We start from the raw sequence: 15,095 nt of genomic DNA, 5'->3' as shown, positions 1-15,095 counted from the left end.
ATCGATGAAGCTGGCCGGGCGCGCGCGCGCAGTTGCGCGCATATTTCTTGTGGCGGGATTAGGTGCAGCGGCGTTCGCTGCACCGGCCCATGCGCAGAAGCAGGGCGGTACGCTCACCGTCGGCCAGGAGCTGGACATTCCGGGTTTCGACCCGCTCAAGGTCGGCGTCTACGATACATCGGCCAACACCGCGGCAGCCTCGATCTTCGACACGCTGATGACACTCGACGAGAAGGGCGAGCCGAAGCCGAAGCTCGCGGTGTCCTGGGAGCATTCTGAGGACTTCAAGACCTGGACCATCAAGCTGCGGCCCGGCGTCAAATTCCACGACGGCACGCCGTTCAATGCGCAGGCGGTGAAGGAGAATTTCGACCGCCAGAAGGATCCGGCCAACAAGTGCCGCTGCGCCTTCTACATTACCAGCATCAAGAGCGTGGACGCTGTCGACGACCTCACGGTGCGCTACAATTTCAGCGACCCGGCGGTGAACTTCCCGGCGACGCAATCGATCCAGAGTTCCAACAATGTGATGCAGTCGCCGACCGCGTGGAAGACCAAGGGCGATGATTACAATCGCAACCCGGTCGGCACCGGTCCCTACGTCCTGAAATCTTGGAACGCCGGCGATCGCATGGTGCTGGAGAAGAACCCGGACTATTGGGACAAGGGCAAGCCTTATCTCGACCGCATCATCCTGAAGCCGCTGCCGGACGCGCAGTCGCGCTTCGCCTCGCTGCAATCGGGCGAGGCCGACATCGTCTGGGACGACGAGGCCGACGCCGACAACATTATCAAGGCGCGCAAGGACACCAGTCTAACCGTGCATACGTATGAAGGCTCGGGGGCTGCAGTCGCTGCCTTCAACACCAAGGTCCCGCCGTTCGACGATGTGCGCGTGCGCCAGGCGCTGGTGATGGCGCTCGACCGCAACAAGATGTCGCAAGCGATTACCAATGGCCTGGCGCGACCGGCCAGCAATCCCTACGGCGACGGTTCCTGGGTGAAGTGCAAGGATGACGGCGCGTTGCCCTACGATGTCGAAAAGGCCAAGGGGCTGCTCAAGGATTACGGCAAGCCGGTCGAGTTCAAGATGCTGGTCACGGCGACGCCGCGCGGCCGCACCGGCGGTCAGGTCCTGCAGCAATTCTGGAAGCGCATCGGCGCCAATATGGAGATCGAGCAGGTCGATCAGGCGACCATTCCGCCGCGCGCCTTCATGCGCCAGTTCCAGCTCACACCGTGGCGCATCGTCGATCTCGCCGATCCCGATCCGCAGATGTACGCCAATTTCCACACCGGCAGCCCGGTGGCGCTGGCGAACTACTCCAATCCGGAGTTGGATCGGCTGCTGGAGCATGCGCGAACCACCGCCGATGTCGCCCAGCGTACCGAGGACTATTGCGCGATCAGCCGCCTGATCAACAAGGAGGCGATCTGGTTCTGGACCTTCCAGAACACCTACTACGCGATCTCGAGCGTGAAGGTGAAGGGCGTGCCGAAAATGTTCAACGGAGTGCTCGACGTCTCCTACGCCTGGAAGGAATAGCCTTTTATGCTGTTCTTTGTTGCGCGCAGGCTCCTGTACCTGGTGCCGGTGCTGATCGCGGTCTCGGTCCTGACCTTCGTGATCGCGTCGCTGCTGCCCGGCGATCTGGCCTACGTGATCCTCGGCGACCAGGCGACGCCTGAGAATGTCGCGGCCCTGCGTCACGACTTGGGGCTCGATCAGCCGATCTGGCTGCGCTATCTCAGCTGGCTGTGGCACATCCTGCAGGGTGATTTCGGACGATCGTTCCGCACCGGGCAGACCGTGTGGCAGGCGGTCAGCGAGCGCGTCCCGGTGTCGTTCGAACTGATGATCCTCGCCGAGCTGATCGGGCTTGCGATCGGCGTGCCGCTGGCAATCGCCTGTGCCGCCAAGGCGGGCTCCGCGTTCGACCGTTTCATGACCGGCTCGGCCTTCGGCATGCTGTCGGTGCCGACCTTCCTGTCCGCGATCCTCCTGATCTATTTGTTCGCGGTCGAGCTGCGGCTGTTGCCGGCGACCGGCTACGTGCCGTTCACCGAGGACCCGGTCGCCAATCTGCGCTTCATGGTGCTGCCGGCGCTGACGCTCGGGCTTGCGGAATGGCCGGGCATCATGCGCGTGCTGCGCTCCGACATGATCGCAGCGCTGCAGGAGGATTATATCGCGCTCGCCAAGGCGAAAGGCCTGAAGCCGTCGCGGATCCTGTTCGTGCATGCACTGAAGCCGTCGTCGCTGACGCTCGTCACCATCACCGGCATCAATATCGGCCGTCTGATCGGCGGCGCCGTGATCGTCGAATCGATCTTCGCATTGCCGGGGATCGGCCGTCTCCTGGTCGGCGCGATCTATACCCGCGACCTCATTATCCTGCAGGGCGTGGTGCTGCTGGTCGCCGCAGGCTTCGTGATCATGAACTTCATTGTCGACTTGCTTTACGCCGTGCTCGACCCGAGGATCCGCCATGGCCACGCTTGAGCTCAGCCTCGACGAGACCGAAGCGACGCCGCTGCGGCGCAGGCGCCGGCTGGGCACGCTGTTCTGGTGTGCGATCGGCTGGATGGTGCTGGTGTTCGCGGTCGCGATCTTTGCCGACCTGCTGCCGCTGCCGAGCCCGACCGACATGGACATGCTGGAGCGGCGGGCGCCGGTCTCGGCCGAGCATTGGCTCGGCACCGACGGCCTCGGCCGGGACGAGCTGTCGCGGCTGATCTATGGCGCACGCATCTCGCTGATCGTCGGCCTTTGCGCACCCATGATCGGCGTCACCATCGGCGGTGCGCTCGGCATGCTCGCCGGCTATTTCCGCGGCCGTTTCGAATCCTTCGTGGTCGGCAGCATGGATGTGCTGCTGGCATTCCCGCCGCTGATCCTGGCGCTTGCGGTCACCGCCTATCTCGGCCAGTCGATCTTCAACCTGACCTGCATCCTCGGCGTGCTCGGCATTCCGGCCTTCATGCGGGTGGCGCGGGCCTCGACCCTGTCGCTGGCACGGCGTGAATTCGTCATCGCGGCGCAGGCGCTCGGCGCTACCCATGCGCGCATCCTGTTGCGCGAGCTGCTGCCCAACGTGCTGTTGCCGCTCATCGCCTTCTTCCTGCTCGGCGTCGCCGTCACCATCGTGGTCGAGGGGTCGCTGTCCTTCCTCGGCCTCGGCGTGCCGCCGCCGATCTCGAGCTGGGGCAGCATGATCGGGGAGGGGCGTGAAAGCCTCGAGGTGGCGCCGCAGCTCGCTTTCATTCCGGCGATTGCGATGTTCCTGACCGTGCTCTCGTTCAACCTGATCGGCGACACGATGCGCGCGCTGACCGACCCCCGGCAGGGTGCGCTATGAGTGGTGTGCTGCTTTCGGTCGAGGACGCGGTGGTCGACCTGCCGACGCCGCGGGGCAATCTGCGGGCGGTCGATCATGTCGATCTCGCCGTCGGCGCCGGCAAGACGCTCGGCATCGTCGGCGAATCCGGCTGCGGCAAGACCATGCTGTCGCGGGCCGTCCTGCAGCTGCTGCCCAAGAAGGCCAAGCTGTCCGGCCGCGTGATGTTCGACGGACAGGATCTCACGACGCTGCCGGCGGAGAAATTGCGCAAGCTGCGCGGCCGTTCGCTCGCCGTCGTGTTCCAGGATCCCATGACCTCGCTTAATCCGGTGCTGACGATCGGCACCCAGCTGATCGAGACCATCCTGGAACATCTCGAGCTCGATCTAGCCCAGGCCAGGCAACGCAGCATCGAGCTGCTGACGGCGGTCGGCATTCCCGCGCCCGAGCAGCGGCTGACGCAGTATCCGCACCAGCTCTCCGGCGGCATGCGCCAGCGCGTCGCGATCGCGGTGGCGCTGTCCTGCGAACCGAAGCTCCTGATCGCGGACGAGCCGACCACCGCGCTCGACGTCACGATCCAGGCGCAGATCCTCGATCTCTTGGCGCGCGAACAGCAGCGCCGTCATATGGCGATGATCATCATCACGCATGACCTCGGCGTGGTCGCCGGCCGCACCGACGAGGTCGCGGTGATGTATGCGGGGCGCGTCGTCGAGCGCGCGCCGACGCCGGCCTTGTTCAAGCAGATGCGGATGCCCTACACCGAGGCGCTGCTCGCCGCATTGCCGAAGCTCGACGTGCCGCCGCATACGCCGCTGCCGGCGATTTCGGGACGGCCGCCCGATCCGACCCGGCCGCTGAAGGGTTGCTCGTTCTCGCCGCGCTGCCGCTATTCCGCCGGGCGCTGCAGCACGGAGAAGCCGCGTCTCAGTCCGGCAGAGACATTGGAGCATCTCTACGCCTGCTTCCATCCGATCGCGGCGGGAGGCGGCGCATGATGCTGCAGGCTGCACCCAATCCGCTGATGAAGGTGGAAAACCTCGTCGTCGAATATTCGGTGGGGGGCAAGACCATCCATGCCGTCTCCGATGTCAGCCTCGAGATCGCGCGCGGCGAGACGCTGGGGCTGGTCGGCGAATCCGGCTGCGGCAAGTCCACGCTCGGCCGCGCCGTGCTGCAATTGCGCCAGGCCGTCTCCGGCAAGGTGCTGTTCGACGGCCACGATCTCACCACCCTGAAGGGCGAGGCGCTGCGCAAGATGCGCCGCCGCGTGCAGTTGATCTTTCAGGACCCGATCGCATCGCTCAATCCGCGGCGGCGGATCGGCGATATCGTCGCCGAGCCGTTGGTGATCGCGGGGGTCAAGGATCCCGAGGAACGCCGGCGGCGCGTCAGCGAGGCGCTGTCGGCGGTCGGCCTCGACCCCACGCTGGTGAGCGGACGCCTGCCGCACGAATTCTCCGGCGGACAATGCCAGCGCATCTGCATCGCCCGCTCGCTGGTGCTCAATCCGGAATTCGTGATCTGCGACGAGCCGGTGTCCGCGCTCGATGTCTCGATCCGTGCGCAGATCCTCAATCTGCTGGAGGAGATGAAGGCGCGCTACGGCCTGACCCTGCTGTTCATCGCCCACGACCTTGCGGTGGTGAAGGCGGTCTCGGATCGCGTCGCGGTGATGTATCTTGGGCGGCTCTGCGAGGTCGGCCCGTCGGAGCAGCTGTTTGCACAGCCGGCGCATCCTTATACCGCGCTTCTCATCGAAGCGATTCCGGTGCCCGATCCGGATGTCCGGCCGACCCAGAGCGTGCCGGTCGGCGAGCCGCCGTCGCCGATCGCGCCGCCGTCGGGCTGTCGCTTCCGCACCCGCTGCCCGCGGGCCGATGCGCGCTGTGCCAGCGAGGTGCCGGAACTGCGCGTGGTTGCGCCCGGCCAGTTCGCGGCTTGCCATCATCCGCTGATCTGACTAGTCACGCCTCTGAATAGTGGCGCGTTGGCCTTCGAGCGAGCTGCATGGCGGCTTGCTCGAAAATGGGGTCTTGAACGTTTGTCCCGGGCGGGCGGGCGTGGCAAGGTCCGCCTCAAGAACAAGTTTCGGGAGAACAGTGATGAAGAGTTTCCAGGTCGTCGATTTCAACGCCCCCTTGAAAGAGGTCGATCAGCCGACGCCGCAGCCGTCGGGCACGCAGGTGCTGATCAAGGTGAAGGCCGCCGGCGTCTGCCACAGCGATCTGCACATCTGGGAGGGCGGCTACGATCTCGGCCATGGCCGCAAGCCGCTGTCGCTGAAGGACCGCGGCGTCTCGCTGCCGCGCACGATGGGCCATGAGACGGTCGGCGAGATCATCGCCTTCGGGCCGGATGTGAAGGACACCGACAAGGGCGGCCTCAAACTCGGCGATGTCACGCTGGCCTATCCGTGGCTCGGCTGCGGCAAATGCCCGACCTGCCTCGGCGGCGATGAGAACATGTGCGCGATCAAGCCGAATGCGCTCGGCGTCTATTGCGATGGCGGCTACGCCGATCACATGACGGTGCCGCATCCGAAATACCTGCTCAACCTCGACGGGCTCGATCCGGTCACGGCCGCGCCTTACGCCTGTTCGGGCGTCACGACCTACAGCGCGCTGAAGAAGGTCGAGAAGGATCTCGACACGCCGATCGTGATCTTCGGCGCCGGCGGTCTCGGCCTGATGGCGCTCTCGCTGTTGAAGGCGATGGGTGGCAAGGGCGCGATCGTGGTCGACATCGACGCCAGGAAGCGCGAGGCGGCCGAGGCCGCCGGTGCGCTTGCCACCGTCGACGGCAAGGCGCCCGACGCGCTGGAGCAACTCATCAAGAAGGCCGGTCAGCCGATCCGCGCCGCGATCGACCTGGTCGGCAATGCCCAGACCTCGCAGCTCGGCTTCGACTGCCTGACCAAGGGCGGCAAGCTCGTGATCGTCGGCCTGTTCGGCGGCGGCGCGACCTGGGCGCTGCCGCTGATCCCGATCAAGGCGGTCACTATCCAGGGCAGCTATGTCGGCAATCTGCGCGAGACGCAGGAGCTGCTCGACCTCGTGCGGACGAAGAAGATCCCGGCGATCCCGGTCACGCCGATGCCGCTGGCAAAGGCGAACGAGGCGCTGACCAATCTGCAAAAGGGCCAGTTGGTCGGACGCGCAGTGTTGACGCCGTAACTGCCATCCTCGTCATTGCGAGCGAAGCGAAGCAATCCATCTCTCCGCTTGCCGAGATATGGATTGCTTCGTCGCTTCGCTCCTCGCAATGACGGTCGGTCCCCTCCCGGATGTCTTGAGGAAATCCCCCATGTCCGCCAACGACGCACTCCACATCGCAGTTCTCGGTGGCGATGGCATCGGTCCCGAGGTGATGGCGCCGGCGCTCGAAGTGCTGCGCAGGATCGAGGCGTCGTCCGGCCTCAAATTCCGCTTCACCGAGGCGCCGGCCGGCGCTGGCCATTACAAGGAGACCGGCAAGTCGATGCCGGAGAGCACGGTCCGGCTGTGCGAGGAGGCCGACGCGATCCTGCTCGGCGCCTGCGGTCTGCCGTCGGTGCGCTACCCTGACAACACCGAGATCGCGCCGCAGATCGAGTTGCGGATGATCTTCGATCTCTATGCCGGCGTGCGGCCTGCGCGGTTGATCCCGGGCGTGCCGAGCACGATCGTCGGCGCCGATCAGAAGGGCATCGACCTCGTCGTGATCCGGGAATCGACCGAGGGCCTGTTCGCCTCGATGGGCAAGGGCGTCGTCACCGACAGTGAGGCGCGCGAGACCATGGTGATCACGCGCCGGACTTCCGAGCGGCTGTTCGAGTTCTCGTACCGGCTTGCCGAACGCCGCAAGGCGCGCGGCCGCGTCGGCGGCGGGCTGACCTGTGTCGACAAGGCAAACGTGTTCAAGGCGTTCGCGTTCTTCCGGAGCATCTTCGACGAGACCGCGCAGCGCCATCCCGACGTCAGGGCTGATCATCTCTACATCGACGCGGCAGCGGCTGCGCTGGTGAAGCGCCCCTGGGACTTCGACGTCATGGTGACCGAGAACATGTTCGGCGACATCCTGTCCGACCTCACCGCCGGCCTGATCGGCGGCATGGGCATGGCGCCGTCGGCTGACATCGGCGACCGCTACGCGGTGTTTCAGCCGTGTCATGGCACGGCGCCCGACATCATGGGGCAGGGCAAGGCCAACCCGACCGCGATGATCCTGTCGGCTGCGATGATGCTGGACTGGCTCGCCGACAAGCACGGCCTCGAGAGCGCCGCCGAAGCTGCCGCAAGCATCGAGCGCGCGGTCGACAAGGTCTATGCCGGCGGCATCAAGCCGTTCGAGTTCGGCGGCAGCAACGGCACCGGCGATGTCGCGAAGGCCGTGCTGGCGGCGCTCTAGGCGAGGCGATCGGAGTGTGTAACCGCTACGAAAAAGGCGTGAAAGCGGTCACTGCCAGGCGTTCGAAGTCAGCCGCTCGGGCCGGCTGATCTCCTCGAGAAATCCTCCGTTGTGTGCCAGCATCGTGTACCCTGCTGGAGCATACAAATTCTCAAGCACGAGCAGTTGCTGGCGCTTGGGCAGTTTGGCGTATATCTCTTCGAGTGCTGACGAATTGAGTTTGCTTCGCGGATCGGTGCGTGCGACCGGCATTGCAAAGCGGGCATCAAGCCTCGACTCCACCAACAGCCCGTTTCGCTCCATGGTGAAGCCGTAAGGTACGCATGCCGTAAAACTGTTCGAAACGATTTTCTCGATGGTTTCGAGCGTGTACAGGACTTCGTAGTGGTTGACATACGCGTCGACGATCATGGGATCGACGTCCGTTGGGTCTTGAATCGCCCATCCATACGGGAAGTTCGTGAATCCGAGGCGTTTCGCAGACTCGATCTTGTGCCCCAATTGGTCTTGGCCGTGAAGGTGACTGAGCAGCCTCTTCCTGCGCATCCTCTCTCCAGAACCGTATTCTCCGTATACGTAAAAAAGCAGCACGCCACGGCTGGTGAGAATGCGGGACAGCCGATCGATTGCTTCGGCAGGCCGTTGCAGATGATGGAGCACGCCCATGCACATGATCACATCGAACGGTTCTCCTTGCGGATCTTCGGACATGATATCTCCGACCCGGAATGAAACCCGCGCACCGGGGAATGCTTGCTTTGCGCGTTCCGCGCACGCGATCGAATTCTCTGAATAGTCGATCCCGACATAATCATTGTCCGGAAAAGCCGCGGCGAGCTCCAGCAACCGCAAGCCGGTGCCGGTGCCTGCATCAAGAATTCGCTTTCCCTGGAGGTGGTACCCGCAATCCAAACGAAGCAGCTTCACGAGATTGACAAGTTCTCGGTACCCGCCATTGCTCGACGTATTGGTGGGGTAAGGAAATGCCTCGTATTGGCTTTTGAGCATATCGACGTACTTCAAGGTAAACCTCCCTTCCGCTGATGCCGAGCACGTTCGTCATGTCCGCATGATCTCTATTTCGGCGGCTGATGTGCTCGGCTGGAACTGCCATGACGGCCGGTTACGGCAATAGCGTCGTATCGCCGTCCATCGGACCGGCGTACCAGCCGTTCCCGTCGGCGAGGAACCGGCCGAGAGATTCGTCCGCCGTCCGGTAGACCAGCGGATCGGTCGGGTAGGTCCTGACATAGGGCCTCCAACGCATCAGGATCCGCCGCACGTGCGCGGGCAGTCCCACCACCTCGAAGAAGTCGTCGCCGGCGGCGACGGCGTTCGCGTAGGCCGCCCCGAGCAGCGCCTCGGTCGTCTCCGGATCGTCCTGTTCCGCCAGGATGTCGGCCAGCATCGCGCGGCGCAGCCCGGTCTTGCGGTCGGTCGAATGCTCCACGATGGCGTAGCCGGCCAGGCGCGCGGCCCGGCGGCAGCACAGCACGGTGGCCCGCGACGAACCGCCGGGGATGGTGAAGTGCCAACGTAGCGAAGCGGCGCCGCGGTCCGCCATCAGCCGCGGCGCCTCGGCGAGCTTGCGCCGCCACAGGTCCTCGAACTCGTCGCCGATGTTGTTGACGTCGATTTCTGCGACGTCGAATCCGCAGCGCTGTGTCCCGGGAAATCGTCCGGGCCCGCGGCGCAGCCCCATGTCGGCCCGCAGCGCCGTCGCGCCGAGCGCGCTCGCGATCGCGGCCGTTCCGCCCGAAAGGCGGAACTTCGACGCCAGCGTCTGCGCGAACCGAGGCGGGTCCAGCACCCAGAACAGCACCTTGGCGTAGTCGGGCTGCGCCAGCGTCCGTCCGTGCAGGGCCTTGGCCAGCTTGACCGCGGATTCGATCGCGAACGTCACGATGGCGAGATCGATGCCGGGCTGCCGGAAGAACGCGGACAGAAGCCCGATGCCGCGCGCGCGGTAGGCCGGATCGATGGCGAGGCCTGTGCCGACCGCGCCAACCAGCGTGCGGTCGCCGAGCCGGTAGAGCAGCGGCAGGCTGCCCTGGTATCCGACGATGCCTGCCTCGGTCTCAAGCACCCAGCCCATGCCGTGCTGCGACCCGGTCGCCGCCAGCACTGGATTCTGCCGCCACAGCCGGTGCCAATTCTCCGGGTTGTCCTTCGGCAGCCCGGAGCGCTCCTTCAGATCCGCGACGGCCTCGAAGTCCGAGAACCGCACCTCCCGCTGCTTCGCCGGAGACGGCGGCCTGGCAAGCGTGTCCGGATCGACGCGGGCGGCCACAGGCTCCGGCCGCGCCCTCAGCAACGGAAGCAGCACGTCGGCAGCGAAGGTCTTGGCGTATGTCATGACGGATGCGGCCTCAACTGCTCCGACACGAACTGGCACAGCGGCCCGATCAGCGTCATCTGTTCGGGGTCGAGGTTCTCGAAATCGATCTCCCTGTCGAAGTGCTCGCCTGCCGCCATCATCATCTCGACGAAGGCGAGCGAATCGAGTGCCCCCGACAGCAGCAGGTCGTAGTCGTCGGGGAGATCGCGCAGCGGACGCTGTCCGCGGTCCTGGAGCTTCTGGTTGAGGAAGGCTCCGAAGAAGGCGCGGACGTCATCCGTGGTCGGACCGCTCATTGGCTGTCTCCCAAAACCGCCGGCATGGCCTTGCGGTCGTATTTTCCGTTGGCGTTGCGTGGCAGCCGGCTGCGGACGTGCCATCGTCTCGGGACCATGTAGTCCGGCAGCCGGGCGGCGACCGCCGCGCGAAGCCGGTCGAGATCAACCGGCCCGCCCTCGATGAGCACTTCGATGCCGCCATAGCCGCTCGACGTGATGGGCCAGCCGATCGCCACGACGCCGTCGACGCCGGAGGCCTCGCGCACCACCGCCTCGACCTCGCCGAGCTCCACCCTGTGGCCGAGGATCTTCACCTGCGAGTCCATGCGGCCGAGATGGGTCAGGGGACCATCGCCGGCGGGCCGGCGCACGCGGTCGCCGGTGCGGTAGAACATTTCCTGCCGTCCGGGCGGGACGACGAAGGCTGCGGCGGTCTTCTCGGGATCTTTCCAGTAGCCGAGCGACATCTGCGGACCGCTCATCAGCAGTTCGCCGTCCGCGCCCGGCTCGACCTCGTTCAGGTGTTCGTCGACGACGAGCACGTTCATTCCCGGGAACGGCGCGCCGATCGGCACGATGCCCATCTCCGCTTCGGCCGGCGACCGCTTCGGATCCCAGCGGTAGCCGGTGCATGCGATGGTCAGTTCGGTCGGTCCATAGACGTTCTCGACAACGCTGTTCGGCGCGGCCATCGCCCACGCCTCGACGCTCCTGACGGGCAGCGGCTCGCCACAGAACAGGCTCAACCTGAGCGAGGGAAACCCTCCCGGCTTCAGCAGGCCGGACTGCTTCATCAGCGCGACCATCGAGGGCACCGAGAACCAGACCGTCAATCCCTGCTCGCGGATGAACCGCCCCGGATTGATCAGCGTCTTCTGCGAGGGGCAGCACACGCAGGCGCCGCGTTCCCACGCCACGAACATGTCGGATGCCGACAGGTCGAACGTCATGTCGAACGTCTGCGAGACGACGTCCAGCTCCGTGATGTCGAAGCGCTCCGCGACATGATCGACATAGGCTGCGACGTTGCGGTGGGCGACCATCACTCCCTTCGGCACGCCGGTGCTGCCGGAGGTGAACAGCAGATAGGCGATCGCGTCCTCGGACGCGTCCGGCTCGCGCCAGTCGGCGTAGCCTTCGAGATCGGCGGCTCCGACGATGATGTGCAAGGGCCATCGTTCGCGATAGGGGCGTGGGTCCTCGAGACCGGGCGCGATCACGAGCAGCGGTTGGTCCGCGTCCGCCATGAGCGCGTCCATTTGCGGCAGGGATTCCGCGTCGACGATGATCGATCGGCACTCCGAACGGACGAGCATCGACCTGGTGCGCTCGACCGGGAAGGTGCGGTTCAGCGGCACGTAGCCGTTTCCGGCCAGAAGCGATCCGAGTACGCCGGCGAACGCCGACGTGCTGCGATGCGCGAACACCGCAGTCAGCGGCGTCGACGACCCCTCGCGGTGCGCCTGGATGCAGGCCGCGATGCGAACGGCGACCTCGCGCAGCTCTCGATACGACAGCGTCGTGCCCTGCGCGACGACGGCCGGACGGTCGGGAAACAGCTTCGCCGAGCGCAGGAAGCCCGTCCACAATCCCCGCCGTGATCCGTCCGCGCGCAACTCCATCGAACGATTGCCTAGCCTAGCCTGCGAGGCCCTGACGGGCCGGATCGCGAAGTGCTGATGACTTCAGACGCCGGGCCTTCGTCAGCGCCTGTCCGAAGACCTCGCCCGTATGGACCAGCTCCTCGCGGGTGGGTGGAATGTCCAGGATGAACGTCCCGTAGCCGGCCGCGGCGTAGCGCGCGAGTTCGTCGGAGACGACCCCGTAGTCGCCGACCAAATACGGACAGAAAGTCTTGTAGTTTTCGAACGGCACCAGCCAATAGGGCGAGTCCTGGGCGGCCGTCTCGGCCGCGAGATCGGACATCTGCTTGTGCCACGCCGAGTCCGAGACCTTCATGGCCAGCTTGTGCGCCAGCTGCCCCTTCTTGTCGGTCGGGAAGCGTTGGTGCGCGACCCGCCAGGCCTCCTCGGCGCTCGCGCGGGCGATGATGCCGACGCGCACGCCCGAGCCGACGCAGTCGGCGTCGGCCTGCCCGTACTCGCCGGCCGGCTTGGGATACTTCACCGGCGTTGCGCCCAACGCCTTGGCGGCCGCGAGCCCGGCTTCCGAGGAGCCCGACACGAAAATGCCGGGCAGCAACTCCCGCGGCAGCGCTGGCGTCATCCTCAGATTGCGGACGGCATGGAATTCGCCTTCGAGCGTCACCGGCTCGGCGTTCTCCAGCAGCAGCTTGATGATGCCGGTGTATTCGACGAGCCTCGCGTACCGCTTGTCGTGCGCCGTCGCATCGCCGAGCGCCGCAAGCTCGGTCGTGTAGCCGCCCGCGACCATGTTCAGATAGAGCCGGCGTCCGTACATATGCGCGAACGAACTCACCATCTTGGCGACGCCGTACGGGTGCATATAGACCGGCTGCACCGCCACCAGTGGACAGAGCTCCCTGGTGCTCTGCAGGATGACCTGCGAGACGAGCCAGGGATCGACCAGGGAATTCTCCGTGTAGACCAGGATCCCCTTGCATCCCGCCTCTTCACTCCAGCGGGCGACGGCCTGCACCCGTTCGACATAATCCGCCGCCGGGACAGCGCTGGATTGCGGGCAGGTGCTGAAGACTTCGAACCGAACATCGGACAGCGCATCCATCGTCCACCTCCATGCGAAAGGCGCACGAACGCCGTGATTTGGCGGAAAACCCCGTCACGGTAGCATAGGCGTTCGGGAGGTCCCCGACGCAAAGGTGGTACTCCGTCAAGCGATGGGCACGGATGCCTGATCGACTATTCCGGGGCGGCGCACGGGACTTTTGCGGACCTTGATTTCCCCGGCTTCTCTGCAACGATGCTGCGGAACCTGCTCGAATTTCCCTTGAGCGTGATCCGTCCAGGGGTTGTTGAATATGGCAAAAATCATCGGCATCAGTGGATTCGAGAGCTCGATCCCCTTCAAGAGGAAGCACTGGCCGGGCCTGGAGGAGCGCGAGTACCGGATCTCACAGGGCCACGATTCCGCTGCGGTGCTGGTGGTCGACGGCAGGATCGTCGCCGGTGCCGCCGAAGAGCGCTTCAACCGCAAGAAACACACCGGTGATTTCCCGATCGGCGCTGTCAGCTACTGCCTTAAGACCGCTGGCCTGAAGTCATCCGACATCGACGTGATCTCTCACGGCTTCGACTATGCGCCCTACAAGGCCGCGTTCATGCTGGATCCGACCTCCGCCCGGCAATACAGGGAGGTGTTCTCGCGCGAGAAACTGCTCTCGCAAGTGGATGCGCACCTACCCGGATTTCCCGCCGGCAAGGTCCACCACGTCAATCATCATCTGTCCCACGCCGCCAGCGCCTACTACACTTCCGGCTGGGACGAATGCCTGGTTGTGGTGCTCGACGGCATGGGCGAGGTCCACGCCGTCACCGTCTATCACGCGCACGACAACGCGATCGACAAGCTCGCGGAAATCACCGCCCAGGATTCGATCGGCATCCTCTATTCCACGCTGACGCTGCATCTCGGCTTCGATTTCAACTCCGACGAATACAAGATCATGGGCCTCGCTCCCTACGGCGATCCCGCCCGCCACCGTCGCTTTTTCGAGCGGACCGTGGAGCTGCGCGACGACGGCCTGATCAGGATTCCGCTGCTCCGCCTCAATACCGAGCGCCATGATCGCGAAACCTACGGCGCGACGCGACGGCATCTCGGAGAGCATCTGATCCCGGCACGCGCGCCCGACGGCGACGTCACCGACGACCATCGCGACGTCGCCGCAGCGCTGCAGGAATGCCTCGACGCGGTCATGCTCCACATCTGCGGCCATTTCGGCCGCAGCACCGGCCTGCGCAGGCTCGCGATGGCGGGCGGCGTCGCGCTCAACTGCACCGCCAACGGCCGCCTGCTGCAGTCCGGCCTGTTCGACGAGATCTACGTCCAGCCGGCCGCCGGCGACGATGGCTCCGCGCTCGGCGCCGCGCTCTGGTCGGCATCGCGCGACAGTGGCGTCCAGAACGTCCGGATGCCCGTGCCCTTCCTCGGCCCCGCGCACGCGCAAACCGAGATCGACAGGGCGCTCGCCGACACCGCCGGCCGCATCGAGATCACGCGCTTTCCGGATCTCGACGAGACCTGCGCGGCGGCGGCGAGGCTCATCGCCGCCGGACGCGTGCTCGGCTGGTATCGCGGGCGCATGGAGTTCGGCCCCCGCGCCCTCGGACACCGCAGCATCCTGGCCGATCCCGGTCATCCGGAGATGCGCGACCGCATCAACGCGATGGTCAAGATGCGCGAAGCCTTCCGCCCGTTCGCGCCGGCGGTCAGCCTCGAGCAGGTACATGACTGGTTCGAGGTGCCGAAGGGGCTCGAACTTCCCTACATGATCATGACCGCCGACGTGCGCCCCGAGCACCGCGCCGCGCTGCCGGCGATCACGCATGTCAACGGCTCGGCCCGGGTGCAGACGGTCGGGGTCAGGGACAATCCGGAATTCCACGCGTTGCTGCGGGCGGTCGGCCGGGCGACCGGCCGCGAAATGGTGCTGAACACGAGCTTCAACGTGAAGGGGCAGCCGATCGTCAACACCCCGCGCGAAGCCATCAACACCTTCCTCGGCACCGGCATCGAGTATCTCTTCCTCGAGAACGTGCTCGTCCGCCGCGCGGGACGGATGTAGCCGGCACTGGCAGAAAAGGT

General features: G+C 65.5%; 13 protein-coding genes. 8 read left to right on the top strand and 5 right to left on the bottom strand.

Translation table 11 applies throughout. The features are described from left to right. Positions 1-4: 4 nt before the first annotated feature. From AAFG07_RS29700 to AAFG07_RS29670, 7 genes are all read left to right on the top strand, one after another. A complete protein-coding gene (locus tag AAFG07_RS29700) occupies positions 5-1,546 on the top strand; it encodes an ABC transporter substrate-binding protein (RefSeq protein WP_342723319.1) in 1,542 nt (513 codons plus the stop codon). A gap of 6 nt (positions 1,547-1,552) precedes the next feature. Beyond that, on the top strand, positions 1,553-2,503 hold the full coding sequence (locus AAFG07_RS29695; RefSeq protein ID WP_212311301.1) for an ABC transporter permease: 951 nt from the start codon (positions 1,553-1,555) through the stop codon (positions 2,501-2,503). Then, a complete protein-coding gene (locus tag AAFG07_RS29690; protein ID WP_342723318.1) occupies positions 2,490-3,359 on the top strand; it encodes an ABC transporter permease in 870 nt (289 codons plus the stop codon). The genes AAFG07_RS29695 and AAFG07_RS29690 overlap by 14 nt, the downstream gene beginning before the upstream one ends. Then, positions 3,356-4,342, top strand: coding sequence for an ABC transporter ATP-binding protein (locus AAFG07_RS29685; RefSeq protein ID WP_342723317.1), 987 nt, complete (start codon positions 3,356-3,358; stop codon positions 4,340-4,342). The genes AAFG07_RS29690 and AAFG07_RS29685 overlap by 4 nt, the downstream gene beginning before the upstream one ends. Next, the gene (locus AAFG07_RS29680; protein WP_342723316.1) at positions 4,339-5,307 is read left to right on the top strand and encodes an oligopeptide/dipeptide ABC transporter ATP-binding protein; all 969 of its coding nucleotides are present in this window, start codon (positions 4,339-4,341) and stop codon (positions 5,305-5,307) included. Before AAFG07_RS29685 ends, AAFG07_RS29680 begins: the two co-directional genes overlap by 4 nt. 142 nt (positions 5,308-5,449) lie before the next feature. Continuing rightward, entirely contained in the window at positions 5,450-6,520 is a 1,071-nt protein-coding gene (locus AAFG07_RS29675; protein WP_342723315.1) for an alcohol dehydrogenase, read from the top strand. A gap of 130 nt (positions 6,521-6,650) precedes the next feature. Then, positions 6,651-7,733 carry an isocitrate/isopropylmalate dehydrogenase family protein gene (locus tag AAFG07_RS29670; RefSeq protein ID WP_342723314.1) on the top strand — a complete coding sequence of 361 codons (1,083 nt, stop codon included), beginning with the start codon at positions 6,651-6,653 and terminating at the stop codon, positions 7,731-7,733. Between the two features lie 48 nt (positions 7,734-7,781). On the opposite strand, the gene AAFG07_RS29665 is transcribed toward AAFG07_RS29670, so the two are convergent. The 5 genes from AAFG07_RS29665 to AAFG07_RS29645 all read right to left on the bottom strand — a co-directional run bounded on the left by AAFG07_RS29665 (position 7,782) and on the right by AAFG07_RS29645 (position 13,055). Next, positions 7,782-8,756 (bottom strand): class I SAM-dependent methyltransferase, encoded by a 975-nt coding sequence (locus tag AAFG07_RS29665; RefSeq protein ID WP_342723313.1) that lies wholly within the window; start codon positions 8,754-8,756, stop codon positions 7,782-7,784. Positions 8,757-8,856: 100 nt separating this feature from the next. Further along, a complete protein-coding gene (locus AAFG07_RS29660) occupies positions 8,857-10,089 on the bottom strand; it encodes a GNAT family N-acetyltransferase (protein ID WP_342723311.1) in 1,233 nt (410 codons plus the stop codon). Beyond that, positions 10,086-10,367 carry an acyl carrier protein gene (locus AAFG07_RS29655; protein ID WP_342723310.1) on the bottom strand — a complete coding sequence of 94 codons (282 nt, stop codon included), beginning with the start codon at positions 10,365-10,367 and terminating at the stop codon, positions 10,086-10,088. Before AAFG07_RS29655 ends, AAFG07_RS29660 begins: the two co-directional genes overlap by 4 nt. After that, a complete protein-coding gene (locus AAFG07_RS29650; RefSeq protein ID WP_342723309.1) occupies positions 10,364-11,971 on the bottom strand; it encodes an amino acid adenylation domain-containing protein in 1,608 nt (535 codons plus the stop codon). Before AAFG07_RS29650 ends, AAFG07_RS29655 begins: the two co-directional genes overlap by 4 nt. A gap of 16 nt (positions 11,972-11,987) precedes the next feature. Continuing rightward, complete coding sequence (locus AAFG07_RS29645; protein ID WP_342723308.1) at positions 11,988-13,055, bottom strand: LLM class flavin-dependent oxidoreductase; 1,068 nt, start codon at positions 13,053-13,055, stop codon at positions 11,988-11,990. 253 nt (positions 13,056-13,308) lie between these two features. Here AAFG07_RS29645 and AAFG07_RS29640 point away from each other — a divergent pair, with 253 nt between their 5' ends. Beyond that, positions 13,309-15,075, top strand: a complete 1,767-nt coding sequence (locus AAFG07_RS29640; protein ID WP_342723307.1) for a carbamoyltransferase C-terminal domain-containing protein — start codon at positions 13,309-13,311, stop codon at positions 15,073-15,075. The last annotated feature ends 20 nt before the right edge of the window (positions 15,076-15,095 follow it).

It is taken from the genome of Bradyrhizobium sp. B097 (genome assembly GCF_038957035.1).
In the GTDB taxonomy this organism is placed as follows: Bacteria; Pseudomonadota; Alphaproteobacteria; order Rhizobiales; family Xanthobacteraceae; genus Bradyrhizobium.
Note: the sequence above shows the minus strand (reverse complement) of the source record. Positions and strands in the feature narration are given on the sequence as shown.

Excerpts from the sequence above, each read along its gene's own strand:
- AAFG07_RS29655 (WP_342723310.1), bottom strand. The coding sequence starts at position 10,367 with ATGAGCGGTCCGACCACGGATGACGTCCGCGCCTTCTTCGGAGCCTTC.
- AAFG07_RS29695 (WP_212311301.1), top strand. The coding sequence starts at position 1,553 with ATGCTGTTCTTTGTTGCGCGCAGGCTCCTGTACCTGGTGCCGGTGCTG.
- AAFG07_RS29650 (WP_342723309.1), bottom strand. The coding sequence starts at position 11,971 with ATGGAGTTGCGCGCGGACGGATCACGGCGGGGATTGTGGACGGGCTTC.
- AAFG07_RS29675 (WP_342723315.1), top strand. The coding sequence starts at position 5,450 with ATGAAGAGTTTCCAGGTCGTCGATTTCAACGCCCCCTTGAAAGAGGTC.
- AAFG07_RS29680 (WP_342723316.1), top strand. The coding sequence starts at position 4,339 with ATGATGCTGCAGGCTGCACCCAATCCGCTGATGAAGGTGGAAAACCTC.
- AAFG07_RS29645 (WP_342723308.1), bottom strand. The coding sequence starts at position 13,055 with ATGGATGCGCTGTCCGATGTTCGGTTCGAAGTCTTCAGCACCTGCCCG.
- AAFG07_RS29700 (WP_342723319.1), top strand. The coding sequence starts at position 5 with ATGAAGCTGGCCGGGCGCGCGCGCGCAGTTGCGCGCATATTTCTTGTG.
- AAFG07_RS29690 (WP_342723318.1), top strand. The coding sequence starts at position 2,490 with ATGGCCACGCTTGAGCTCAGCCTCGACGAGACCGAAGCGACGCCGCTG.
- AAFG07_RS29640 (WP_342723307.1), top strand. The coding sequence starts at position 13,309 with ATGGCAAAAATCATCGGCATCAGTGGATTCGAGAGCTCGATCCCCTTC.
- AAFG07_RS29685 (WP_342723317.1), top strand. The coding sequence starts at position 3,356 with ATGAGTGGTGTGCTGCTTTCGGTCGAGGACGCGGTGGTCGACCTGCCG.
- AAFG07_RS29670 (WP_342723314.1), top strand. The coding sequence starts at position 6,651 with ATGTCCGCCAACGACGCACTCCACATCGCAGTTCTCGGTGGCGATGGC.
- AAFG07_RS29660 (WP_342723311.1), bottom strand. The coding sequence starts at position 10,089 with ATGACATACGCCAAGACCTTCGCTGCCGACGTGCTGCTTCCGTTGCTG.